The sequence below is a fragment of the Cupriavidus sp. AU9028 genome (assembly GCF_019795295.1).
Lineage (GTDB): Bacteria > Pseudomonadota > Gammaproteobacteria > Burkholderiales > Burkholderiaceae > Cupriavidus.
In genome coordinates, this window is the sequence record NZ_JAIMCG010000012.1 from 140,903 (window position 1) to 164,915 (window position 24,013).

At 68.1% G+C, this 24,013-nt stretch carries 19 protein-coding genes; 8 read left to right on the top strand and 11 right to left on the bottom strand.

The window, feature by feature from the left end; genetic code table 11:
* Positions 1-122 precede the first annotated feature (122 nt).
* From K6V06_RS14560 to K6V06_RS14570, 3 genes are all read right to left on the bottom strand, one after another.
* Positions 123-1,139: a tripartite tricarboxylate transporter substrate binding protein gene (locus K6V06_RS14560; protein WP_222244526.1), complete on the bottom strand. Its 1,017-nt coding sequence runs from the start codon at positions 1,137-1,139 to the stop codon at positions 123-125.
* 108 nt (positions 1,140-1,247) lie between these two features.
* Positions 1,248-1,706, bottom strand: coding sequence for a DUF2214 family protein (locus tag K6V06_RS14565; protein ID WP_222244528.1), 459 nt, complete (start codon positions 1,704-1,706; stop codon positions 1,248-1,250).
* Between the two features lie 99 nt (positions 1,707-1,805).
* Positions 1,806-3,026, bottom strand: a complete 1,221-nt coding sequence (locus tag K6V06_RS14570; protein ID WP_222244530.1) for a CaiB/BaiF CoA-transferase family protein — start codon at positions 3,024-3,026, stop codon at positions 1,806-1,808.
* Between the two features lie 208 nt (positions 3,027-3,234).
* On the opposite strand from K6V06_RS14570, the gene alaS reads away from it, so the two are divergent.
* The gene (gene alaS / locus K6V06_RS14575; RefSeq protein ID WP_222244532.1) at positions 3,235-5,859 is read left to right on the top strand and encodes an alanine--tRNA ligase; all 2,625 of its coding nucleotides are present in this window, start codon (positions 3,235-3,237) and stop codon (positions 5,857-5,859) included.
* Positions 5,860-5,952: 93 nt separating this feature from the next.
* Here alaS and K6V06_RS14580 read toward each other — a convergent pair whose 3' ends face one another.
* From K6V06_RS14580 to K6V06_RS14590, 3 genes are all read right to left on the bottom strand, one after another.
* On the bottom strand, positions 5,953-7,473 hold the full coding sequence (locus tag K6V06_RS14580) for an ankyrin repeat domain-containing protein (protein ID WP_222244534.1): 1,521 nt from the start codon (positions 7,471-7,473) through the stop codon (positions 5,953-5,955).
* Between the two features lie 197 nt (positions 7,474-7,670).
* Complete coding sequence (locus K6V06_RS14585; RefSeq protein ID WP_222244536.1) at positions 7,671-8,507, bottom strand: slipin family protein; 837 nt, start codon at positions 8,505-8,507, stop codon at positions 7,671-7,673.
* A complete protein-coding gene (locus K6V06_RS14590; protein WP_222244538.1) occupies positions 8,504-9,943 on the bottom strand; it encodes a nodulation protein NfeD in 1,440 nt (479 codons plus the stop codon). Before K6V06_RS14590 ends, K6V06_RS14585 begins: the two co-directional genes overlap by 4 nt.
* Positions 9,944-10,204: 261 nt before the next feature.
* Here K6V06_RS14590 and K6V06_RS14595 point away from each other — a divergent pair, with 261 nt between their 5' ends.
* The 5 genes from K6V06_RS14595 to K6V06_RS14615 all read left to right on the top strand — a co-directional run bounded on the left by K6V06_RS14595 (position 10,205) and on the right by K6V06_RS14615 (position 13,679).
* On the top strand, positions 10,205-11,407 hold the full coding sequence (locus tag K6V06_RS14595; RefSeq protein WP_222244584.1) for a YbfB/YjiJ family MFS transporter: 1,203 nt from the start codon (positions 10,205-10,207) through the stop codon (positions 11,405-11,407).
* A gap of 114 nt (positions 11,408-11,521) precedes the next feature.
* Entirely contained in the window at positions 11,522-11,710 is a 189-nt protein-coding gene (locus K6V06_RS14600) for a 4-oxalocrotonate tautomerase (protein ID WP_222244540.1), read from the top strand.
* Between the two features lie 8 nt (positions 11,711-11,718).
* Complete coding sequence (locus K6V06_RS14605; protein ID WP_222244542.1) at positions 11,719-12,750, top strand: low specificity L-threonine aldolase; 1,032 nt, start codon at positions 11,719-11,721, stop codon at positions 12,748-12,750.
* 52 nt (positions 12,751-12,802) lie between these two features.
* Positions 12,803-13,378, top strand: coding sequence for an NUDIX domain-containing protein (locus K6V06_RS14610; RefSeq protein WP_222244543.1), 576 nt, complete (start codon positions 12,803-12,805; stop codon positions 13,376-13,378).
* 73 nt (positions 13,379-13,451) lie between these two features.
* Positions 13,452-13,679 carry a sulfurtransferase TusA family protein gene (locus tag K6V06_RS14615; protein WP_222244544.1) on the top strand — a complete coding sequence of 76 codons (228 nt, stop codon included), beginning with the start codon at positions 13,452-13,454 and terminating at the stop codon, positions 13,677-13,679.
* 237 nt (positions 13,680-13,916) lie between these two features.
* Here the strand turns inward: K6V06_RS14615 and galU are convergent, their stop codons facing one another.
* Both galU and K6V06_RS14625 read right to left on the bottom strand, forming a co-directional pair.
* Positions 13,917-14,789 carry a UTP--glucose-1-phosphate uridylyltransferase GalU gene (galU, locus tag K6V06_RS14620; RefSeq protein WP_222244545.1) on the bottom strand — a complete coding sequence of 291 codons (873 nt, stop codon included), beginning with the start codon at positions 14,787-14,789 and terminating at the stop codon, positions 13,917-13,919.
* Positions 14,790-14,930: 141 nt separating this feature from the next.
* Positions 14,931-17,807 carry a valine--tRNA ligase gene (locus tag K6V06_RS14625; RefSeq protein ID WP_222244546.1) on the bottom strand — a complete coding sequence of 959 codons (2,877 nt, stop codon included), beginning with the start codon at positions 17,805-17,807 and terminating at the stop codon, positions 14,931-14,933.
* Between the two features lie 441 nt (positions 17,808-18,248).
* Between K6V06_RS14625 and K6V06_RS14630 the strand changes: the two genes are divergently transcribed.
* Positions 18,249-18,962 carry a TetR/AcrR family transcriptional regulator gene (locus tag K6V06_RS14630; RefSeq protein ID WP_222244547.1) on the top strand — a complete coding sequence of 238 codons (714 nt, stop codon included), beginning with the start codon at positions 18,249-18,251 and terminating at the stop codon, positions 18,960-18,962.
* Positions 18,963-19,064: 102 nt separating this feature from the next.
* Entirely contained in the window at positions 19,065-21,419 is a 2,355-nt protein-coding gene (locus K6V06_RS14635) for a UvrD-helicase domain-containing protein (protein WP_222244548.1), read from the top strand.
* A gap of 23 nt (positions 21,420-21,442) precedes the next feature.
* Here K6V06_RS14635 and K6V06_RS14640 read toward each other — a convergent pair whose 3' ends face one another.
* The 3 genes from K6V06_RS14640 to K6V06_RS14650 all read right to left on the bottom strand — a co-directional run bounded on the left by K6V06_RS14640 (position 21,443) and on the right by K6V06_RS14650 (position 23,869).
* On the bottom strand, positions 21,443-22,252 hold the full coding sequence (locus K6V06_RS14640; RefSeq protein WP_222244549.1) for a BPSS1780 family membrane protein: 810 nt from the start codon (positions 22,250-22,252) through the stop codon (positions 21,443-21,445).
* Between the two features lie 5 nt (positions 22,253-22,257).
* The gene (locus K6V06_RS14645) at positions 22,258-23,241 is read right to left on the bottom strand and encodes a homoserine kinase (RefSeq protein ID WP_222244550.1); all 984 of its coding nucleotides are present in this window, start codon (positions 23,239-23,241) and stop codon (positions 22,258-22,260) included.
* A gap of 151 nt (positions 23,242-23,392) precedes the next feature.
* Positions 23,393-23,869, bottom strand: coding sequence for a hypothetical protein (locus K6V06_RS14650; protein ID WP_222244552.1), 477 nt, complete (start codon positions 23,867-23,869; stop codon positions 23,393-23,395).
* Positions 23,870-24,013 lie beyond the last annotated feature (144 nt).

Sequence of the window (24,013 nt, forward strand, 5' to 3'; positions counted from 1 at the left end):
TGGCAAACGACACGCGCCGGCCCGCCGGTGCGCCCTTGTCTCACGTCGAAACCAGGCACAGGGACGGCAGCGGCGAAAAAAAGCCCGCGACGAACGCGGGCTGACGAGACGCAGGGGGCGGCTCAGTCCACCTTCGCCCCCGACGCCTTGACGATCTGCGCGTACTTCTTCAGTTCGCGCTGCACCAGCGCACCGAACTGCTCCGGCGTGGTGGGGGCCGGCTGCGCACCGATCCGGGCCATGCGCGCCTTCATGTCCTCGGTCTTGAGCACCGCGACGATCTCGCGGTTGAGCCGCTCGACGATCTCGCGCGGCGTGTTGGCCGGCGCAAATACGCCGAACCAGGTCGAGATGTCGAAGCTCTCCAGCCCCAGGCCCTTGCCGGCCTCGGCGATCGTCGGCAGCTCGGGCAGCGCGGCGGCGCGCGCCGGCGTGGTCACGGCGAAGGCTTTGAGCTTGCCGGCCTTGATGTTGGGGCTGGCGGAGGCCAGGTTGTCGAAGATCAGGTCGGTCTGTCCCGACAGCACCGACAGCTGGGCCGGCGCTGCGCCGTTGTAGGGGATATGGACCATGCTGACCTTGGCCAGGCTCTTGAACAGTTCGCCCGACAGATGGCCGGCGCTGCCGTTGCCGCCCGAGGCGTAGTCGAGCCGTCCCGGGTTCTTGCGCGCGTATTCGACCAGGTCGCGCAGGTTGTGGATGTTCAGTTCGGCGGCCTTGCCTGGGTGCATCACCAGCACGTTGGGCACGTCGGCCACCAGCGTGATCGGCGCGAAGTCGCGGATCGGGTCATACGGCATGCGGGCGAACAGCGTCGGGTTGATCGCGTGCGTGGCCACCGCGCCCATCACGATGGTGTAGCCGTCGGCCGGTTGCCGGGCCACATAGTCGGCGCCCAGGTTGCCGCCGGCGCCGGGCCGGTTCTCGACGATCACCGGCTGGCCCAGGCTGTCCTTGAGCTTGTCGCCGATGGCGCGGGCCACCGTGTCCAGCGGGCCGCCGGCCGGGTAGGGCACGACGAAGCGCACCGGCTTCTGCGGCCAGGAGCCGTGGGTTTCCGCGGCGGCGGCAGGGCCGGCCGCGAGCGCGGCGGCGAAGGAGGCGGCGGACAGTGCCGCGGCTACGAGCGTCTTGAACATGGGGTGGCAGAGGAAGGTTGGGAATCGGTGGGCGCGCCTCGTGGTGCGCGCCTCTTCATTCGATAGTCGGTTGTTGATGGCCGGTCCGCGCAGCTCGTCCATGAGCGCTCAACCGCGGATGCCGATGCCGCGCGCCATCAGCACGGCGCACAGCGGCAGCAGCACGATCAGGTGCGCCTGCAGCATGACCCAGCGGCGCGCCGACTTCAGCTCCGCGTCGGCCGGCACGAAGTCCGCGCGGCTGGCAAGCTGCCTGCGCCAGCGTCGGAAGCGGAAGGTCGGCGGCAGCGAGCACAGCGCGATCACGACGAACACCGTCATCTTGGCGTGGAACCACGGGTTCGGGGTATAGAACCCGGCGCCCTTGGCGCCGAGGAACAGGCGCAGCAGGCCGCTGGCGAGCGCCGCCATGGCCGACAGAAAGTAAAGCAGGTCGTAGATGCCCACCCGGCGCACTGTCGCCGGGGTGATGCCCGGGCGCAACACCACCGCCTCGGCGGTCAGGAACGTGATCAGCAGGAAGATCGCCAGGAAATGCAGGAAGGCCAGTGTCGCGTCGAGCAGCATGGTGTCTCCGGGCTAGGAAGGGGTGGTGGGTGTTCCTGTCGTGTCACTGCGTGTGTGCAACCAGCCGGTAGCGGCCCGGCCGGCCAGGCGGCCTGCGAATCAGATGATGCCCTTGTCGCGCAGCGCCTGGATCTCGTCTGCCGAATACCCGAGCATGTCGCCGAGCACGTCCTCGGTGTGTTCGCCCAGCAGCGGCGGGTGCCGCAGCGCCTGTGGCGGCGTTGCGCTCATCCGGATCGGGCTGCCCACCAGCTTGACTTCGCCAGCGCTGGGGTGCGGCAGGTCCACGCGCAGGCCGCGCGCCTTGACCTGCTCGTCCTCGAACACGTCGTCCAGCGTATTGATCGGCCCGCACGGCACGCCCGCCTTTTCCAGATCGGCGATCCATTGCGCGCGGGTGCGCGGGCGCACCATCTCGGCCAGGATCGGCACCAGGACATCGCGGTTGGCCACCCGCTGCGGATTGGTGGCAAAGCGCGGGTCGGCCGACAGCTCTGGGCGGCCGCCGGCATCGACGAACTTGCGGAACTGGCCGTCGTTGCCCACCGCGACGATGATCCAGCCGTCCGAGGCCTGGAAGGTCTGGTACGGCACGATGTTGGGATGGGCGTTGCCCCAGCGCCTGGGCGCGATGCCGCTGGCCAGGTAGTTGGTATTCATGTTGGCCAGCATGGCCACCTGCACATCCAGCAGCGCCATGTCGATGTACTGGCCTTCGCCGGTGCGGTCGCGGTGGGCCAGCGCGGCCAGCACCGCGATGGTCGCGTACTGGCCGGTCATCAGGTCCGAGATGGCGACGCCGGCTTTCTGCGGTCCGCCGCCGGGCAGGTCGTCGCGCTCGCCGGTCAGGCTCATGAAGCCGCCCATGCCCTGGATGATGAAGTCGTAGCCGGGGCGGGCCGCATACGGCCCGGTCTGGCCGAAGCCGGTGACCGAGCAGTAGATCAGGTCGGGCTTGACTGCCTTGAGCGACTCGTAGTCCAGCCCGTACTTCTTCAGCTGGCCGACCTTGTAGTTCTCCAGCACCACGTCGCTCTGCGCGGCGAGCTCGCGCACCAGGCGCTGGCCTTCGGGGGTACTGATGTCGCAGGTGACCGAGCGCTTGTTGCGGTTGGCGGCAAGATAGTAGGCGGCTTCCGCGGTGTCGCGGCCTTGCTCGTCGCGCAGCCAGGGCGGGCCCCAGGTCCGGGTATCGTCGCCCGCGCCGGGGCGTTCGATCTTGATGACGTCCGCGCCGAAGTCGGCGAGATTCTGTGCGCACCACGGCCCGGCGAGCACGCGGGTCAGGTCGAGGACGCGGAGGTGGCTGAGAGCTCCCATGCGGCGGTATAGAAGGCTGGCGCCGGGCCGGTCCCGTGCGCGACAGGCTGAACTGTACCACCTGCGGGAAGCGCGACGCACTTGGGACTATCACCGCAAGCCGACGCCGACCGCGACGTGGCGGGATTGTTCCCCGTATAATCAACCGTTTGCATAATCCAATCTGTCCGCGTCCGGCAAGCCCCGCGCGGGACGCCTTGCCCTGAACATGAAAGTCTCCGACATCCGCAGCAAGTTCCTGCAATTCTTCGAATCGAAGGGTCACACCGTGGTCCGTTCGTCCAGCCTGGTGCCGGCGAACGACCCCACGCTGCTGTTCACCAACTCCGGCATGGTGCAGTTCAAGGACGTCTTCCTTGGCGCGGACAAGCGGCCCTACAGCCGGGCGACGTCCTCCCAGCGCTCGGTGCGGGCAGGGGGCAAGCACAACGATCTGGAAAACGTCGGCTATACCGCCCGCCATCACACCTTCTTCGAGATGCTGGGCAACTTCTCCTTCGGCGATTACTTCAAGCGCGAGGCGATCCAGTACGCGTGGGAGCTGCTGACGAAGGTCTATCAGCTGCCGGCCGAGAAGCTGTGGGTGACCGTCTATGCCGAGGACGACGAGGCCTACGACATCTGGGCGAAGGAAGTCGGCGTGCCGCTCGAGCGTATCGTCCGGATCGGCGACAACAAGGGCGCGCGCTACGCCTCCGACAACTTCTGGCAGATGGCCGACACCGGCCCCTGCGGTCCGTGCTCCGAGATCTTCTACGACCACGGGCCGGACGTCTGGGGCGGCCCGCCGGGATCGCCGGAAGAAGACGGCGACCGCTACATCGAGATCTGGAACCTGGTGTTCATGCAGTTCAACCGGGACGAGCAGGGCAACATGACGCCCCTGCCCAAGCCCTGCGTCGATACCGGCATGGGCCTGGAGCGCATCGCCGCGGTACTGCAGCATGTGCACAGCAACTACGAGATCGACCTGTTCCAGGCGCTGATCCGCGCCGCCGGCCGCGAGACTGGCGTCGAGGACCTGTCGAACAATTCGCTGAAGGTCATCGCCGACCATATCCGCGCCTGTTCCTTCCTGATCGTCGACGGCGTCATTCCGGGCAACGAGGGCCGTGGCTACGTGCTGCGCCGGATCGTGCGCCGGGCGATCCGCCATGGCTACAAGCTCGGCCGCAAGGCACCGTTCTTCCACAAGCTGGTGCCCGACCTGGTCGCGCAGATGGGCGAGGCGTACCCGGAGCTGGCCGAGGCGCAGAACCGCGTGGTCGAAGTGCTGAAGGCGGAAGAGGAACGCTTCTTCGAGACCATCGAGAACGGCATGAGCATTCTCGATGCCGCGCTGACCGAGCTGAAGGGCCGCGGCGGCAAGGTGCTGGACGGCGAGCTGGCGTTCAAGCTGCACGACACCTACGGCTTCCCGCTGGATCTGACCCAGGACGTCTGCCGCGAGCAGGAGGTGTCGGTGGATGAAGCCGCCTTCGACGCGGCGATGACGCGCCAGCGCGAGCAGGCCCGCGCCGCCGGCAAGTTCAAGATGGCGGCCGGCCTCGAATACGCCGGCGCCAAGACCACCTTCCACGGCTACGAGAAGCTGCTGGTCGAGGATTCGCACGTCACCGCGATCTACGTCGACGGGGCGGCAGTGGAGGCGATCGAAGCCGGCCAGACCGGCGTGATCGTGCTGGACCACACGCCGTTCTACGCCGAATCGGGTGGCCAGGCCGGCGACCAGGGCGAAATCCGCGCCGGTGCTGCGGTGTTCGCCGTCAATGACACGACGAAGGTGCAGGCCGACGTCTACGGCCACCATGGCACGCTGGCGGCCGGCACGCTGCGCGTGGGCGACGCCGTGGTCGCGCAGGTCGATGCGGAGCGCCGCGCCCGAACCATGCGCAATCACTCCGCGACCCACCTGATGCACAAGGCCCTGCGCGAGGTGCTGGGCAGCCATGTGCAACAGAAGGGCTCGCTGGTCGATGCCGACAAGACCCGCTTCGACTTCTCGCACAACGCGCCGCTGACCGATGCGCAGATCCGCGAGATCGAGGCGCGCGTCAATGCCGAAATCCTGCGCAACGAAGCCACCGGCGCGGAACTGATGGGCTTCGACGACGCGGTCAAGAGCGGCGCGATGGCGCTGTTCGGCGAAAAGTATGGCGACGAAGTGCGCGTGCTGTCGATCGGCAGCTCCAAGGAACTGTGTGGCGGTACGCACGTCACCCGTACCGGCGACATCGGCCTGTTCAAGATCGTGATGGAAGGCGGCGTGGCGGCCGGGATTCGCCGCGTGGAAGCGATCACCGGCGACAACGCGCTGCGCTATCTGCAATCGCTGGACGCACGGCTGAACGAAGCGGCCGCGGCGCTGCGGGCGCAGCCGGGCGAACTGGTGTCGCGCATTGGCCAGGTCCAGGAGCAGGTCCGTTCGCTGGAGAAGGAACTGGAGCGGCTCAAGAGCAAGCTGGCGGCTTCCCAGGGCGACGAACTGGCCGGACAGGCGATCGACGTCAAGGGCCTGAAGGTGCTGGCCGCGCAGCTCGAAGGCGCCGACGTCAAGACGCTGCGCGAAACGATGGACAAGCTCAAGGACAAGCTCAAGAGCGCGGCCATCGTGCTCGGCGCGGTGCAGGACGGCAAGGTCAGCCTGATCGCCGGCGTGACCGCCGATGCGACCGCCAGGGTCAAGGCCGGCGACCTGGTCAACTTCGTTGCCCAGCAGGTCGGCGGCAAGGGCGGTGGCCGCCCTGACATGGCGCAGGCCGGCGGTACCGAACCGGCCCGCCTGCCCGCCGCGCTGGCTGGCGTGCAGGAGTGGGTCGCCGCCAAGGTCTGAGGACCGGGCTGGCCTCTTCCCTCTCCCCTTGAAAGGGAGAGGGCGGACACCGCGCCCCGGAAGCCCGGCGTCTCCGGCCTCGCCGCTACGGCTTCACCGCCACCGTTCCGCCACCCAGCGGCGCAGCGAAATCACCGGCCCCGCGGCGCTGCGGGGCTCGGCAATCCGTTCCACCATCCGTACCATCGCCGGCCCGCCTTGCGGCGCGGTTTGCGCGATCGCGTCGGTGACGGCGGGCGGCAGCGGCGTGAGCGGCTGCGGCAGGGGCGCCGGCGTGAGCCGCGCCATCATTGCCGCGAGCGGCACCGCGCAGGCATTGCGCACGACAGCCGAGCCGAGCATGCCGCGGCGGTCCATCTCCTCCAGTTCGGCCTGCGTCAGCCAGTGCCCGGCGTCCAGGAACGCCTGCACGCCGTCGGGCTTGCCCGACAGGCACGCTTCGACGATCGGCCGCTCCCCGGCCGCATTGCGGGCATCGGCATCCGCGCCGTTCGCAAGCATCCAGCGGATCAGGTGGCCGTGCCCGCCCGCCGCGGCCACATGCAGCGGGGTCCGCGCATGGCAGTCGCGCTCGTCCAGGCGCAGCCCGCGGCCGACCAGCCATTCCACCGCGATCTGATTGCCGAAGTAACAGGCTTCGTTCAACGCGCTGCGCCCGCTCGGGTCGCATGCGCCCACTTCGGCGCCCGACGCTTCCAGCCAGGCGAGAAAGGTCCGCGCGCGTTCCGGTCTGCCGTGATGCGCGCGGGCGGCGATATGGATGGGCAACCGTCCCATGTCGTTTGCCGCCGTCAGGCTCGCTCCCGCTTGCAGCAGCTCTGCCGCGATCGCGATGTCGTGGCTCTGGCAGGCGATATGCAGCGCATTCATCCCGTTCGGTCCGAGGCGGTCGATGAACTCGTGCAGCGCGTCGCGCCTGCCCAGGTGCCGCAGCACGTCCCACATCTGCGCGATATCCCCGCGCTCGCACGCGGCCAGCCAGCTCTGGTGAAACGCCGCGTCGCGCAGCGCATCGCGGCGCTCCTGGTGCAGCTGGCGCATCTGCTCGGCGATGCGGGCACCGGTTTCCACCAGGGGAAGGTTGATCGCGTTCTGCTTCTCCTTGATCTCCTCCCGCACCTGCTCCATCTGCTCCAGTTCGAGATGCCGGTCGGCTCGCATCGCCTGCCATCCCGAGGCCGGCCCGAAGGTGAAGTTGCCATGGACCTGCATCTCCTCGTCCAGCCGTTCACCGAAGCGCTGCACCCGCCGTTCCATTTCGGCGCGGTCGAGCAGCACGAAACTGCCGCCGTCCTCGGCGATGATGTAGCTTGGCTTGTCCGGCAAGATGCGCGCCTGCATGGTTTCCCGAAAGCTGGTGCGCAGATCCTGGTTTAGCCGACTCAGGCCGTCGCGATAGGCGCGCTGCAGCTGCGCCGGGGTGACCGAGCCGAGCAGCCCCTGGTTCAGCAGCGACACCTGCAATTCCAGCACCTGCACGCGGCGGCAGATCCAGCGCTCGAGGTCTTCCAGAGGCGCGGCGCGGGGGTGATGCTCCAGCGCGCTGTTCGACAGATTGTGGTGAAGCGCACCGGCGCGCGCGGAAAACGCGTTGTGATTGGCGATGGACAACATGCGGGCTCCTTGGCTGGATGGCGTGCGCGAGCGGGCGGCACGCCGTTCGTTGCGGTGACGGGTATCGGCCGTGACGGCCATCGGAGTACTGTAGGAGGAGGCCCGGCGGCGGCTGTTGGAATGCCGACCGGGTTATCGCAATCCGTGCTCGCCTGTAACTTGCGGCGAGAAGGCCTTGTCGCGCCGAGTCCCTGCGGTCAGCTGGCCGGGTCGTCGGGCCATGGCTCTGCGGCGGGCTCGCGCGCGTGCGAGGCTGCGGGCGCCGCGGCCGCGCCAGGACGGGATGCCGCATAGCCTTTGACCGCTTCCAGGATCTCCATCGGGACCGGGAACACGATGGTCGAGCTGCGGTCGCCCGCGACCTGGGTCAGCGTCTGCAGATAGCGCAGCTGCATCGCTTGCGGCTGCCGCGCGAGCATCTGCGCCGCCTCCAGCAGTTTCTCCGAGGCCTGCAGTTCGCCTTCGGCGTGGATGACCTTGGCGCGCCGCTCGCGCTCCGCTTCGGCCTGTCGCGCGATCGCCCGCACCATCGATTCGTTCAGGTCGACATGCTTGATCTCGACATTGGAGACCTTGATGCCCCAGGCGTCGGTCTGCGCGTCCAGCACCTTCTGGATATCGAGGTTCAGCTTTTCCCGCTCGGACAGCATTTCATCGAGGTCGTGCTTGCCCAGCACCGCCCGCAGCGTGGTCTGCGCCAGCTGGCTGGTCGCCTCGAGGAAATTGGCCACCTGGATGATGGCGTTCTCGGGATCGACGACGCGGAAGTAGACCACGGCATTGACCTTGACCGAGACGTTGTCGCGCGAAATCACGTCCTGCGACGGCACGTCCATGACGATGGTACGCAGGTCCACCCGCACCATCTGCTGGATGACCGGGATGACCAGGATCAGCCCGGGTCCCTTGACCCGCCAGAACCGCCCCAGCATGAACACCACGCCGCGTTCGTACTCGCGCAGCACCCGGATCGCGGAGACGATCAGGATGACGAGCAGCAGGATCAGCGTACCCGCGCCGAAGCTGAAGATCATGGTCGGTCTCTCCTTGTTGACGGTGTCGTTTCCAGCGGTTCGACCAGCAGCACCAGTCCCTGCCTTCCCGTGACATGGACCGGCTGCCCCGCAGCCAGCGGCGTACTGGCGTGCACCCGCCAGCGTTCGCCCTGGAACTCGCCCCACTCGCCGTCCAGCATGGTGCCGGCCGCGCCCGTCAGCCGGGTGTCGTCGATCACCGCCGGGCGCTTGCGCGCCGTCAGCGCGGCCAGGGAAATGCCGAAACTGAGCGCGGCGGCGCAGACCGCGAGCGTGCCGACCAACCACAGGGGCACGCCATAGCCAGGCAGGTCCGTGTCGATCAGCATCACTGCCCCGAGCGCGAAGGCGGCAACCCCGCCCAGCCCCAGCACGCCGAAGCTGGGTAGCCACGCCTCCGCCACCATGCAGCCGATCCCCAGCGCGATCAGCGCCAGGCCCGCATAGTTGATCGGCAGCATTTGCAGCGCAAACAGGCCGAGCAGCAGGCAGATGGCGCCCACCACGCCGGGCACCACCATGCCGGGTGTCGAGAATTCGAACAGCAGGCCGTAGATGCCGATCATCATCAGGATCAGCGCCACGCTCGGCTCGGTCAGCACCGCCAGCAGACGGATGCGCCAGTCCGGTTCGAGCTCCACCACCGCGGCGCCGGCCGTGCGCAGCGTGCGCCGGGCGTCGGCCACCTGCACGCTGCGCCCGTCGGCCGCCTTGAGTAGCGCCGGCACGTCGGCGGCCACCAGGTCGATCACGCGTAGCGCTTCCGCTTCGGTCGCCGACAGGCTCACCGACTCGCGTACCGCGCGTTCGGCCCAGTCGGCGTTGCGCCCGCGCAGCTGCGCCAGGCCGCGCAGGTAGGCCGCCGCGTCGTGCATCTGCTTGCGCGCCATGGTGTCACCCGACGGCGCGGGCGATCCTTCGGCCCGGCTGGCGTCGCCGCTGCCACTGCCCCCTTCGCGGCCGCGCTCCGGCTGCGAACCGCCAATGCCGACCGCCACGGGCGTCGCGGCCCCAAGGTTGGTGCCCGGCGCCATCGCGGCCAGGTGACTGGCGTAGAGGATGTAGGTACCGGCGCTGGCCGCCCTTGCCCCACCCGGATACACGTAGGCGGCGACCGGCACCGCACTGGTGATGATCGCCCGCACGATGTCGCGCATGGCGGTGTCCAGCCCGCCCGGCGTGTCCAGCGTCAGCACGATCAGCTGGGCGCCGGCCTCCTGCCCGCGCTCCAGTCCGCGTTGCACGAAGGCGGCGGTGGCCGGGCCGATGGCGCCGCGCACCGGTATCACGTGCACAGGCGCGGCGGCCGCGGGCTGCGCGGCGCTGCCGACATCGGCCACTGCGCCGCTCGTGCTGCCCAGGGCAGCAAGCAGCAGCGCAACGACGATCGTCAGGATGGCCAGCGGCCATCGGAAGGGCGTAGCGGCAGTCGGCATGGCGGAGGACGTCGCCGGGATGCCCGGGCGCGTCAGGCGGGACGAGGCGCAGACGGCGCCAGCATGACCATCGGTTCCATCCAGTGTAGGCGACGTGCCGGCGGTGGGCCAGGCTCCGATCAGCGAAGTGCGGCGAGGTTGGGTACGATAGCGCGACTGCCCGGAGGTGCTGCGCCGCCGCTACCGGGCGCCCGGACGGGCCAGTGCAGGCCGCCAAGCACAGCAGGGGAGCGCACCGTGCCGTATCGACAACTGCATACCATGGAAGCCGGCGCCGGACCCGCGGCCGGCCGTGCGATGGGGGCCTGGGCTGTTGCACTGGCCGGACTGGTCGCGCTGGCGGTGGCGATGGGCATTGGCCGCTTCGCCTTCACGCCGCTGTTGCCGCTGATGCTGCATGACGGCGCGGTGGATCTGCATCAGGGCGGCTGGCTGGCGACCTGGAACTACATCGGCTACTTTGCCGGGGCGGTCGCCTGCCTGTGGATGCGCCCGGACCCCGCGCGCATGGTCCGGCTCGGGCTTGCCGCCACGGTGCTGCTGACGCTTGCGATGGCACTGCCGCTGGGCATGGCGGCGTGGGCGCTGTGGCGCACGGCAGCGGGGGTGGCCAGCGCGGTGGTGCTTGTCTACACCACCGCCTGGTGCATGCAGAGGCTGGCCGAGCTGGGCCGTCCCGCGCTCAGCGGCATGATCTTCTGCGGCCCCGGACTCGGTATCGCCGCCACCGGCCTGTCCGCCTTCGGCATGGTCGGGCTGCAATGGCGCGCCGCCTCCGGATGGATCGCGTTCGGCCTGCTGGCTCTGCTGCTGGTGGCGGTGGTCTGGCGGATCTTCGGGGCGCGCGCGGCGCCGGCGGCCGGCGCCCCTTCTTCCGCGCCGCCCGCGAGGGCGCATGGCCGGCTGTCCGCGCAGGAATGGATCCTGACGGCCGCCTATGGCCTCGCGGGATTCGGCTACATCATTACCGCGACCTTCCTGCCGGTGATCGCCCGCGAGGCAATGCCCGGCTCGCTGTGGGCGGACCTGTTCTGGCCGCTGTTCGGGCTTGCGGTGGCTGCGGGAGCGCTGCTGGCGATCCGGCTGGGCGTCGAGCACGACAACCGCATCCTGCTGGCAGCGGCATACACCATGCAGGCCGTTGGGGTCGGCATCGCGGCGCTATGGCCGACGATGGCCGGATTTGCGCTGAGCAGCCTGCTGGCCGGCCTGCCGTTCACCGCGCTGGTGCTGTTTGCCATGCACGAGGCCAGGCGCCTGGCCGGCGCCGACGCGCCGCGGCTGATCGGGCTGATGACCTCGGCCTACGCGCTCGGACAGATCGCCGGACCGCCGTTCGCCACCGCCCTGGTGACGCGCACGGGCGGCTTTGCCGCCTCGCTGGCCGGCGCGGCGCTGGCGCTGCTGATGGGCGCCGGTCTGTATCTGATGCTGCGCCGGCTGGCGCCGATGCGGCAGGCCTGACGCGGCCCCGAATCCCGCAACCGCAGCGACGCCGGCCCGCGCTTCCGCTACAGTATCGGCTTCACCGCCGGCACGCGCCGGCGCCATGCCAATCAGGACACCAGGGAGCTACAGATGCCGACATTCCACGTGGAGATGTTCGAGGGGCGCACTGCCGAGCAGAAGCGCAAGTTCGTCGAGGAAATCACCCGCGTCACCTGCGAGACACTGGGCTGCTCGGCTGGCGCCGTCGATATCATCATCACCGACGTCAAGCGCGAGAACTGGGCTACCGGCGGCGTACTGTGGTCCGACAAGCAATAGGGCATTCCATGCAGCATTTCGCTTCCGACAACTATGCCGGGTTCTGCCCCGAGTCCCTGAAGTACTTCCTGGAAGCCAACGGCAGCGGCCACGAGCAGGCCTACGGCGACGACTCGTGGACCCAGCGCGTCTGCGATCGCATCCGCGACCTGTTCCAGACCGACTGCGAGGTGTTCTTCGTCTTCAACGGCACCGCGGCCAATTCGCTGGCGTTGTCGGCCCTGTGCCAGTCCTACCATTCGGTGATCTGCCACGAGCTGGCGCATATCGAGACCGACGAGTGCGGCGGCCCCGAATTCTTCTCGAACGGCTCCAAGCTGCTGACCGCCCCGGGCGCGAACGGCAAGCTGACGCCCGACGCGGTGGAGGCACTGGTCACGCGCCGCAACGACATCCACTACCCCAAGCCCAAGGTCGTGTCGCTGACGCAGTCGACCGAGGTCGGCACCGTCTACACCGTCGAGGAAGTGCGCGCGATTTCCGCCATCGCCAAGCGCCGCCAGCTGCGGGTGCATATGGACGGCGCCCGCTTCGCCAACGCGGTGGCCTCGCTCGGCGTCCACCCGTCGGAGATCACCTGGCGCGCGGGCGTCGACGTGCTGTGCTTCGGCGGCACCAAGAACGGCCTGCCGGTCGGGGAAGCCGTGGTGTTCTTCGACCGCAAGCTGGCCGAGGACTTCGCCTACCGCGTCAAGCAGGCCGGGCAACTGGCTTCGAAGATGCGCTTCATCTCCGCGCCCTGGCTGGGCCTGCTGGAGAACGACGTGTGGCTGTCCAACGCCCGCCACGCCAATGCGATGGCCCAGCTGCTGCACGAGCGCATCTCGACGATCCCGCAGGTACGCATCATGTTCCCGACCCAGGCCAACGCGGTCTTCGCCGAGCTGCCGCTGCAGGCCATCGAAGCGCTGCGGGCGAAGGGCTGGCGCTTCTATACCTTCATCGGCGCGGGCGGCTGCCGCTTCATGTGCTCGTGGGATCTGCAACCCGAGACGGTGGAGGCGCTGGCGGCCGACATGCGCGAGGTCTGCGCGCGCTGACTGACCGCCACCGGCTGCCCCGGGCGGGGCAACACCATCACCAGGAGACACCATGCCGACCTATCGCTTCTGCCCGCAGTGCGGCGACGAGCTGATGACCCTGCCGCTGTCGGGCCGGGAGCGCCTGGCCTGTGCGGGGCACGACTGCGGCTTCGTGCACTGGGACAATCCGCTGCCGGTGCTCGCCGCCGTCGTGGAATACCAGGACAAGCTGCTGCTGGCCCGCAACGCTGCCTGGCGGGAAGGGATGTTCGCGCTGGTCACCGGCTTTCTCGAACGTGACGAAACACCGGAGGCGGGTGTCGCGCGCGAGCTGAAGGAGGAGACCAATCTGGATGCGGAATCGGTCGCGCTGATCGGGGTCTACGAGTTCATGCGCAAGAACGAGCTGATCATCGCGTATCACGTGAAAGCCAGTGGCACCATCGCGCTGTCGGATGAGCTGGCCGAGTACCGGCTGGTGGCGCCCGAGAAGATGCGCATCTGGAACGCGGGAACCGGCTTCGCCGTCGCCGACTGGCTTGCGGCCCGCGGCTACCCGGTGCGTTTCTTCGATCGGCAGACCGGCGCCGACATCCCTGATCCGCGTGCGGCACGGGCGGAAGCGGACGCCACGACGCTACAATGACGGCCTCGCACTGCACGGACGCGGCTTGAGTCAGCGGCCGGCGGCAACACGAGGCAACATCAGGGAAGACAAGATGGAATTTCAGAAGGAAGTGGATGCGCGGGGCCTGAACTGCCCGCTGCCGATCCTGCGCACCAAGAAGGCACTGGCCGACATGGCCAGCGGCGACGTGCTGAAGGTGCTGGCCACCGACCCGGGCGCGACGCGCGATTTCCAGGCGTTCGCCAAGCAGACCGGCAACGAGCTGCTGTCGCACGAGGAAGTGGACAAGGTGTTCGTGTTTTATATGAAGCGGCGGTAGGCTGGGCGGGCGAGTTCGCCTGTTCGTGCGCCCGTTTCCCTCTCCCCCGGCCCCTCTCCCGCACGGCGGGAGAGGGGAGCACACCACGGGCCATCGGTACGTTGGCGGTTTGCTCCCCTCGCCCGCTTGCGGGAGAGGGGCAGGGGGAGAGGGCAACAAGCCACCCACACCCCAGAATGAAAAAAAGCCGCCCAACGGGCGGCTTTGTTCATTGCAAGGAGCCTGACTGACGACGGCTTACAACAGACGCTCGTGCAGATAGCTGCCGAACTCGTCCTTGACTTCCGGGTGCTTCAGCGCGAATTCGACGGTGGCCTTCAGATAGCCCAGCTTGCTGCCGCAGTCGTAGCGCACGCCCTGGTAGCGGTAGGCCAGCACCTGCTCGTTGCCCAGCAGCGACTGGATCGCGTCGGTCAGCTGCAGTTCGCCGCCCGCGCCTGGCTTCAGGTTGCGGATATGCTCGAAGATCCGCGGCGTCAGGATATAGCGGCCGACCACGCCCAGGTTCGACGGGGCGTTTTCCGGCGACGGCTTCTCGACGATGCCCGAGACCTTGATGACGTTCTCGTCCCACTCTCGGCCGTCGACCACGCCGTAAGATTTGCTCTGCTCCGGTGAAATTTCTTCCACGCCCAGGATGGAGTTATGGTAATGGTTATAAAGCTCGACCATCTGCTTCATCACGGGCGGCTCGCCGTCGAGCAGGTCATCGGCGAGCATCACGGCGAACGGGCTGTCGCCGACCAGCTTCTCGGCGCACAGCACGGCGTGGCCCAGGCCCAGGGCCTCGGGCTGACGCACATAGAAGCATTCGACGTGCGACGGCTTGATCGAGCGCACCACTTCCAGCAGCGCCTGCTTGTTCTTCGCTTCCAGTTCGACTTCCAGCTCATAGGCCTTGTCGAAGTGATCCTCGATCGCGCGCTTGGAACGCCCGGTGACGAAAATCATCTCGCTAATGCCGGCGGCCATCGCCTCTTCGACCGCATACTGGATCAGCGGCTTGTCCACCACGGGCAGCATCTCCTTGGGGCTCGCCTTGGTGGCAGGCAGGAAACGGGTGCCGAGCCCTGCGACGGGGAATACGGCCTTGGTGACGCGGGTTTCCATATTGAGAGGCTCCTTCTCAGTGTTATGTCGTAAGCCTTGCCGTAAAGCAAGGCCCATGCCCTTGGTCCACCTTGGCGCGTGGCCTCGGTGGGCGACCGCACGAAGGCGCCCGTCGGCGCCTGCGTGCGTGTTGCCGGCCGGTCAGGCCGGCAGTCGCTGCAACTGTTCCTGCAGCTTGGCAAGCGTCTGTTCGAAGTCAGCCAGGCGCTGGGTTTCCTGCTGGACCACGGCCGGCGGCGCCTTGGCGACGAAGCTCTCGTTCGACAGCTTGCCGCGGCACTTGCCGATCTCGCCGCCGATGCGCTCGATCTCCTTGGACAGGCGCGCCCGTTCGGCGGCCACGTCGATCTCGATCTTCAGCAGCAGGCGGTTGCCGCCGACGATCGCGACCGGGGCCCCCGCGCCTTCGTGCATCAGCGCCTGCTCGTCCTCGAACACCTTCACTTCCGACAGCTTGGCCAGCGCCTGCACATAGGGTGCCGCAGCGCCGAGCAGCGCACTGTCGCCGTGCGCATAGAGCGGAACCCGCTGCGCCGGAGAAATGTTCATTTCCCCACGCAGGTTGCGGCAGGCGTCCACCATGGCCTTGAGCTGCGCCATCCATGCCTCGGCGCTTTCGTCGATCTTGGCGGCGGCGGGCAGCGGGTAGGCTTGCAGGGCGAGCGTTTCGCTGCCGTCGCCCTTGGCGCGGCCTGCCAGCGGCGCGACCTTCTGCCACAGCTCTTCGGTGATGAAGGGAATGATCGGGTGCGCCAGCCGCAGCACCGTCTCCAGCACGCGCAGCAGCGTGCGGCGGGTGGCGCGCTGCTGCGCCGGCGTGCCGTTCTGGATCTGCACCTTGGCCAGTTCCAGATACCAGTCGCAGTACTCGTCCCAGACGAACTTGTAGATGGCGTTGGCGATATTGTCGAAGCGGTACTCGGCAAAGCCCTTGTCGACCTCGGCCTCGACCCGCTGCAACAGCGAGACGATCCAGCGGTCGGCCTGCGAGAAGTCGAGGTGGCCGTCCGGACCGCAATCGTCCTGGCACGGACCCATGCCGCAATCGTGCCCTTCGGTGTTCATCAGCACGAAGCGGGTCGCGTTCCACAGCTTGTTGCAGAAGTTGCGGTAGCCCTCGCAGCGGCCGGTATCGAAGTTGATGTTGCGGCCCAGCGTCGCCAGCGAGGCGAAGGTGAAGCGCAGCGCGTCCGCGCCGAAAGCGGGAATGCCCTCGGGGAATTCCTTCCGGGTCTTCTTCTCGATCTTGGGCGCGTCCTGGGGGCGGCGCAGGCCGGTGGTGCGCTTCTTCAGCAGCGGGTCCAGCTCGATGCCGTCGATCAGGTCCACCGGGTCCAGCGTATTGCCCTCGGACTTGCTCATCTTCTTGCCTTCCGAGTCGCGCACCAGGCCGTGCACGTAGACGTCGCGGAACGGCACCTGTCCGGTGAAGTGCTTGGTCATCATGACCATGCGCGCCACCCAGAAGAAAATGATGTCGTAGCCGGTCACCAGCACCGAGGAAGGCAGGAAGTGCTTCAGTTCCGGCGTCTGCTCCGGCCATCCCAGCGAGGAGAAGGGCACCAGCGCCGACGAGAACCAGGTGTCCAGCACGTCCTCGTCCCGGCGCAGCGGGCCCTTGTCCTCGCTCCAGCCCGCTGCGCGCGCCTTGTCGCGCGCCTCGTCCTCGGTGCGGGCGACGTAGACGTTGCCGTCGGCGTCGTACCAGGCCGGAATCTGGTGGCCCCACCACAGCTGACGGGAGATGCACCAGTCCTGGATGTTGGCCAGCCACTGGTTGTAGGTGCTGATCCAGTTTTCCGGGACCAGCCGGATCTCGCCGCTCTGTACCGCGTCCAGCGCGACCTCGGCGATCGAGCGGCCCGGATTGAAGGTGCCTTCCGGCGCCGGCTTGGTCATGGCGACGAACCACTGGTCCGTCAGCATCGGTTCGATCACGCTGCCGGTGCGCTCGCTCTTGGGCGTCATCAGCTTGTGCTTGCGCGTCTCGGCCAGCAGGCCCTGGGCGTCCAGGTCCGCCACGATGCGGCGGCGGGCCTCGTAGCGGTCCAGTCCCACGTACTGGACCGGCGCGCCGGCCGCGATCTTCGCGTCCAGCGTCAGCACCGACAGCTGCGGCAGGCCATGGCGCTGGCCGACCGCGTAGTCGTTGAAATCGTGGCCCGGGGTCACCTTGACCACGCCGGTGCCGAACTCGCGGTCGACATAGTCGTCGGCGATCACCGGGATGGTGCGGTCGGTCAGCGGCAGCTGCACCGACTTGCCGATCAGGTGGGCATAGCGCTCGTCTTCCGGATGCACCATCACGGCGACGTCGCCGAGCATGGTTTCCGGCCGCGTGGTGGCCACCGTCAGATGCGTCATCCCGGTCTTCGCGTCGGCTTCGACCAGCGGATAGCGGATGTGCCAGAGCGAGCCCTCTTCCTCGACGCTGTCCACCTCCAGGTCCGACACCGCCGTGCCCAGCACCGGGTCCCAGTTGACCAGCCGCTTGCCGCGGTAGATCAGCCCCTGCTCATGCAGCCGCACGAAGACCTCGGTCACGATGCGCGACATCTTCGGATCCATCGTGAAGTACTCGCGGCTCCAGTCGATCGATGCGCCCATGCGGCGAATCTGCCGGGTGATGGTCGAGCCCGATTCTTCCTTCCACTCCCACACCTTGTCGATGAAGGCCGCACGTCCGAGGTCGTGGCGGGAGACACCCTTGGCGTCAAGCTGCCGCTCCACCACGATCTGCGTGGCGATGCCGGCATGGTCGGTACCGGGCACCCATAGCGTATTGGCGCCTGCCATGCGCGCGTGGCGCGCCAGGCCGTCCATGATGGTCTGGTTGAACGCATGCCCCATGTGCAGCGTGCCGGTGACGTTCGGCGGCGGCAACTGGATGGCGAAGTCGGGTCGATCGGGATCGAAGGAAGGCTTCGCGATGCCGCGCTTCTCCCACTCGGGGCCCCACTTCGCCTCGATGGCGGCGGGTTCGAAGCTTTTGGCAAGGGACTGGTCTTGAGCGCTCATGCTTGGGGTTGGATCGATGCTGGTCTTCGAGCGCCGGGGAAAGGCGGAAAGGCCTGTTCGGCCGCGTTGCCGGCCGCTTCCACGGGTTTCGCACGGGTTGGCATTCGTTTCCGCCCGTTCGTCCAGGGCTGCGCCCGAGAACGAGGAAAACGAAAGTAAGCCCCAAATTATAGGGGAGCCGCCTGCCTGCCGCCCAGTTTTCGCCGGAACCGGCATCCGCGCCCCTGGCCGGGAACCGCTCGTCCGCCGCTCGCGCCGACCGCGAGTATCGCGCGCCCTGGCGCGCCGGATTCGTTCGCTAGGGCACGGTCGGGTGACGGCGCCGGCCCTATCGTTGCAATCGATCCACTGGGAAAAAACCGGTGGACACCAGGAACGGGACAAGGAGCGCCGCCGCGCGATCGGCGGAATAACAGCACCAGGGAGCGCGAATTGCAGGATATGAGCCATGACGAATCGCATCCGCACGGGGACCTGCCGCGCGAGCAGGGCGCGGCCGATGGACAGCCGCGCGAGAACGTACAGGGGATGGCACCGTTGCTGCTGCGGCTGCGGCGGGCGCCGGTGCGCGCCCGCGGCCGCATCACCTTCGAGCGGATTCTCGACACCACGGCCGCGCTGCTGGACGAGGTCGGCGTCGAGCGCCTGTCGACCAACCTGATCGCCAGCCGCGCCGGGGTCAATATCGCCACGGTCTACAAGTACTTCCCGAACAAGCTGTCGGTGGTCTGCGCGCTGTTCGACCACCAGATGCGCAAGCGGGCGGGCGACGCGCTGGCCATGCTGGCCGCGCCGGAGGTGGCGGCGGACTGGCGCGCGGTAGCGGATGCGCTGGTCGATGCGCTCTATGCCGCCCGCGGCGAGCAGCCGGGCAACACGGCACTGCGCCGGGCGATGCTGTCCTCGCCCGAGCTGCGGCGCATCCACGAGGACATGAGCCGCGATGCGGCGCAACTGGTGGCCCGCTGGATCGCCGCCCGCCAGCACGTCACCGGACAGGACGCCGAGGTCGTCGCGCGCTGCGCGATCGAGCTGCTGTCGGCGCTGCTGGACCTGGCGGAGAGCGAGTCGGTGCCGCAGCGGCCGCGCTATCGGGACGAGGCCCGGCGCGCGCTGAAGGCGTACCTGGAGCCGTGCTTCGAGCCGGCCGGCTGACGCCCCGGCACCCGCCCGCCAGGGCGCGGCAGGCCGGCAGGATGCAGGGGCCGCGGGGAAGCGGGCCGTTATAATGGCCGGCAATCCTCAAGGCCCCTCCCGATGTCCGATCTGCTTGCCAATCTGAATGCCGAACAACTCGCCGCCGTCACGCTGCCCGACGAACCGGCGCTGATTCTGGCTGGCGCCGGCAGCGGCAAGACCCGGGTGCTGACCACCCGTATCGCCTGGCTGATCCAGAACGCGCGGGTCTCGCCCGCGGGCATCCTGGCGGTGACCTTCACCAACAAGGCGGCCAAGGAAATGCAGACCCGGCTGTCGTCGATGCTGCCGATCAACACGCGCGGCATGTGGATCGGCACCTTCCACGGGCTGTGCAACCGCATGCTGCGCGCGCATTTCCGCGACGCCGGCCTGCCGCAGACCTTCTCCATCCTCGACTCGCAGGACCAGCTGTCGGCACTGAAACGATTGCTCAAGGCGCTGAACGTCGACGACGAGAAATACCCGGCGAAGAACCTGCAGTACTTCATCAACAACGCCAAGGAGCAGGGGCTGCGGCCGGCCGACGTCGAGGCCAACGACGACTTCAACCGCCGCTTCGTCGACCTGTACGCGGCCTATGACGAGCAGTGCCAGCGGGAGGGCGTGGTCGACTTCGCCGAGCTGCTGCTGCGCTGCTACGAGCTGCTGCGCTACAACGACGCGATCCGCCAGCATTACCAGCACCGCTTCCGCCATGTGCTGGTCGACGAGTTCCAGGACACCAACGTGCTGCAGTACCAGTGGCTGAAGCTGCTGGCCGGCCATGGCACGCCCAATCCCGCCGCGGTGTTCGCGGTCGGCGACGACGACCAGAGCATCTATGCGTTCCGCGGCGCCAACGTCGGCAATATGCGCGACTTCGAGCACGAATTCCGCGTGCGCCATCTGATCAAGCTGGAGCAGAACTACCGCTCGCACGGCAACATTCTCGACTCGGCCAATCATCTGATCGCCCACAATGCCCGGCGCCTGGGCAAGAACCTGCGCACCGACGCCGGGCACGGCGAGCCGGTGCGGGTCTACCAGGCCGGCTCCGACGGTCAGGAAGCGGCGTGGATGGTGGAGGAGATCCGCGACCAGATCGCGCAGGGCGCGAGCCGCTCCGAGATCGCCATCCTCTACCGGAGCAACGCCCAGTCGCGCGTGATCGAGCATGCGTTGTTCTCGTCGGGCATCCCGTACCGCGTCTACGGCGGGCTGCGCTTCTTCGAGCGCGCCGAAGTGAAGCACGCGCTGGCCTACCTGCAGCTGCTGGAGAATCCGCGCAACGACGCCGCCTTCGGCCGCGTGGTCAACTTCCCGACCCGCGGCATCGGCGCTCGCTCGCTGGAGGCGCTGCAGGATGCGGCGCGCCAGTACGACTGCGCGCTATCCGAAGCCGTGGCGTATGTCGCCGGCACCGCGGGCAGCAAGCTGGCCGCCTTCGTGCGCCTGATCGACCAGATGCGCTTCGAGACCCGGCAGCTGTCGCTGCCCGAGACCGTTGAGTACGTCATCAATACCAGCGGCCTGATCACGCACTACCAGTCGGAGAAGGAAGGCCAGGACCGCATCGAGAACCTGCGCGAACTGGTCACCGCCGCGCAGGCCTTCGTCGTCGAGGAGGGCTACGGGCTGGACGCACTGGCCAGCGCCATCCCGGTGCCGCGCGGGCTGGACCGGCCGCTGCCGGCACTGGCCGAAGGCGACCAGTCCCAGCAGCTGCTGGACCCGGAGCAGACGCCCGAGGTGATGACGCCGCTGGTCGCCTTCCTGACCCACGCGTCGCTGGAGGCGGGCGACAACCAGGCGCAGGCGGGCCAGGACGCGGTGCAGATGATGACCGTGCATGCGGCCAAGGGGCTGGAGTTCAACGTGGTGTTCATCACCGGGCTGGAGGAAGGGCTGTTCCCGCACGAGAACTCGATGCTCGATGCCGATGGCCTGGAAGAAGAGCGCCGGCTGATGTATGTCGCCATCACGCGCGCCCGTGAACGGCTCTATCTGTCCTTCGCGCAAAGCCGGGTGCTGCACGGCCAGGTGCGCTATCACATCCGCTCGCGCTTCTTCGACGAGTTGCCCGAGGGGGCGCTCAAGTGGCTGACGCCGGCCTCGATGAGCTATGGTGCGCAGCGCCGGCAGTCATCGGAAAGCGCCTGGGGCCGCGACTGGTTCAAGCGCGCCGAGGACGTGCCGTACTCCGGCACCCGCCCGACCGGCGGCATGGACACCGGCAATGGCTATGCCGACGAGAAGCGGCAGGCCGCCTCCGGCTGGCGCATCGGCCAGCAGGTGTTTCACAACAAGTTCGGGGAAGGCGTGATCGCGGCGCTGGAAGGCGACGGCGCGGATGCCCGCGCCAATATCAAGTTCAAGCGCCACGGTGCCAAGTGGCTGGCGCTGTCGGTGGCCAAGCTGGACCCGATCGACTGAGCGCCGGCGGGTCCGCTTCACGATCACGGCGCGCCGTTTTCCGGCGCGGACGAGGCGGCCGCCGCCGGCGGCGCGATGTTGAAGCAACCGCGGTAGGTCGCGTAGAACGAGCAGTAGAGAATCGCCAGCATCAGCAGCGAGTAGGGCGTCACCAGGAACGACAGGATGCCCTCGGCGCCGAGCGCGGTGAACAGGGCTTCGAGGAAGAACGGCACCGCCACCAGCAGCAGGGCGAACAGCAGCGCATAGGTGAAGAACGCACCCCGGTTGCGCCAGCAGGCGGTCCAGCTGAAGAACAGTGCCTTGACCGGCGGTACCTCGTGCCAGGCGGCCAGCAGCGGCGCGAACCAGAACATCATCGCAATCGGCGTGTACAGCGCCGCGCCCACCAGCAGCGCGTAATACAGCTGCCGGATCGCCTCTTCCGTCGGCGCCTCCTCCTTCAGCAGCACGGGCAGCAGCGCGCGCATGTCGATCAGGCTGCCGGCGATCAGGCTCAGCACGAACACCAGGCCCGCATAGATGGCGCCGAGGATCAGCAGGTTGCGCGCGGCCTGCTTGCCGTTGTTGCGGAACCCGGCAAGCAGCACGGTCGGCATTACCCTGCGGTTCTGGATCACCTCCCGGCAGGCAGTCATGATGCCGACCGACAGGCCGGGTGTGAGCACCAGCAGCGCGATGATGCCCAGCAGCGGGATGAAGATCGCGATCTGCGCGGCGATCAGGTAGATGAACAGCAGCATCAGGAAGGTCAGCGGGTTCTTGCGGAACAGCCAGATGCCCTGGCGGAACCAGACGTAGCCTTCCTTGGCGGGGACTTCCAGTAATTGCATGACGATCAGGTCCAGGGAAGCGCCGTCGCGTCGATGCGCCGGCGCAGGATGCGCTCGAAGTGAGTGGGATCGTGCGGCTGCAGCATGTCGGCCTCGCGCGGCAGATGGTAGTCCCACAGCCGGGACACCCAGAAGCGCAGCGCGCCGGCACGCAGCATGTCCTGCCAGTGGCGCGCCTCGACGTCGCCAAGTGGCCGCACCGCATGATAGGCGCGCAGCATGGCGCGTGCCCGCTCGTCGTCGAGCGCGCCGCTATCCAGGTCGATGCACCAGTCGTTGACGGTCACCGCCAGATCGAACAGCCACTTGTCGTTGCCGGCGAAATAGAAGTCGAAGAAGCCGCCCAGCCGCGATCGGCCCTCGCCATCGTCCTCGAACAGCACGTTGTCGCGGAACAGGTCGCAATGGCAGGGGCCGCCCGGCAGCGCCGCGTAGTCGGCGCTGTCGAAGAACGCGCTCTGGTGCGCGAGCTCCGCGGCCAGCAGCTCGCGTTGTTCGGCGGCGAGGAACGGCCGGATCTCCGGCTCGGTCTGCCGCCACCACGGCAGGCTGCGCAGGTTCGGCTGCTGGCGGTCGTAGTCCTGGCCGGCCAGATGCATCCGCGCCAGCATGTCGCCCACTTCCGCGCAGTGCGCCGTGCCCGGTTGCAGCTGCGATCTGCCGGGCAGGCGCGTGACCAGCGTGGCCGGCTTGTCCTTGATGGCACGCAGGATTTCGCCGTTGCGCGCGGGGATCGGCGCGGGGACGCGAATGCCGCGCGCGGACAGGTGGGCCATCATGTGCAGGTAGTACGGCAGCTGGTCGAAGCGCAGCCGCTCGAAAATCGTCAGCACATATTCGGCCGCGCGTCCGTCGCGCTCCACGGTGACGAAGAAGTTGCTGTTCTCGATGCCGGTCGGGATGCCGCGCAGGTCCCGCAGCGTACCGATGTCATAGTCAAGCAGCCATTGCGCGATCTCGTCCTGCGAGACCGTGGTGAAAACAGCCATACGGAGTCAGTTGAATGGCGCCGGCACAGGCCGGCAGGACGGACGCTGGCGCTTTCGCGGCTGGCGTCCGGCGCGCTCCCGGCAGCGCCGGGAGCAGGGATGCGGGTGGTCGCGGCGCAGCCGCGCGTACGCACCGAGGTGCGGTGCTCGCTTAGAACTGCAGCACCCGCACCGACGGTACCCGGTTGACCTCGCGATCGCGGATACGGGGCGAGCTGTCTTCGGGTCGGCTCATCTGGTATTGCGTACCGGCGCCGGAGCGGACCTCGATATCGGCCTCCTGGCCGCGGCGGTCGCGATACTCGCGCACCTGCGTGCCATCCGCCTCGTTCAGCTGGAAGGTCGGCTGGCGCGGGGTGTTGATCTGGGTGCGCTGCGACGGGGCGATCGGCTGGTTGTTGATCTCGTTCAGCTCCTGCTGCGACAGCGCGCCGTTGTCCGGGCTCGCTTGCGCGTTAGTTTGCGCGTCAGTTTGCGCGTGCGCCAGCGGCGCTGCGCACGCCAGCGTCAGGGCGAACAGCGGCAGCGCGCGCCGCAATGCGAGCGGCAGCGGCTGGAACGGTGCGCGGCCAGCGGTCAGCGGCTCCGGCTCGTCCGCGCCGGCGGCCGGGAGGGAAGGGGCGATCATGTTCGGCTCCTGTGAGGCGCGCGGCCAGCAGCGGCGCACCCGGATGGCGCCCCAGTTTATTGTTATACAGATATACGAGCCCACGAGACAGGCAGCTCTATGTCGGATTGCCGGGTGTGCGTTTAAAAAAAAAAGGGGGGGGGG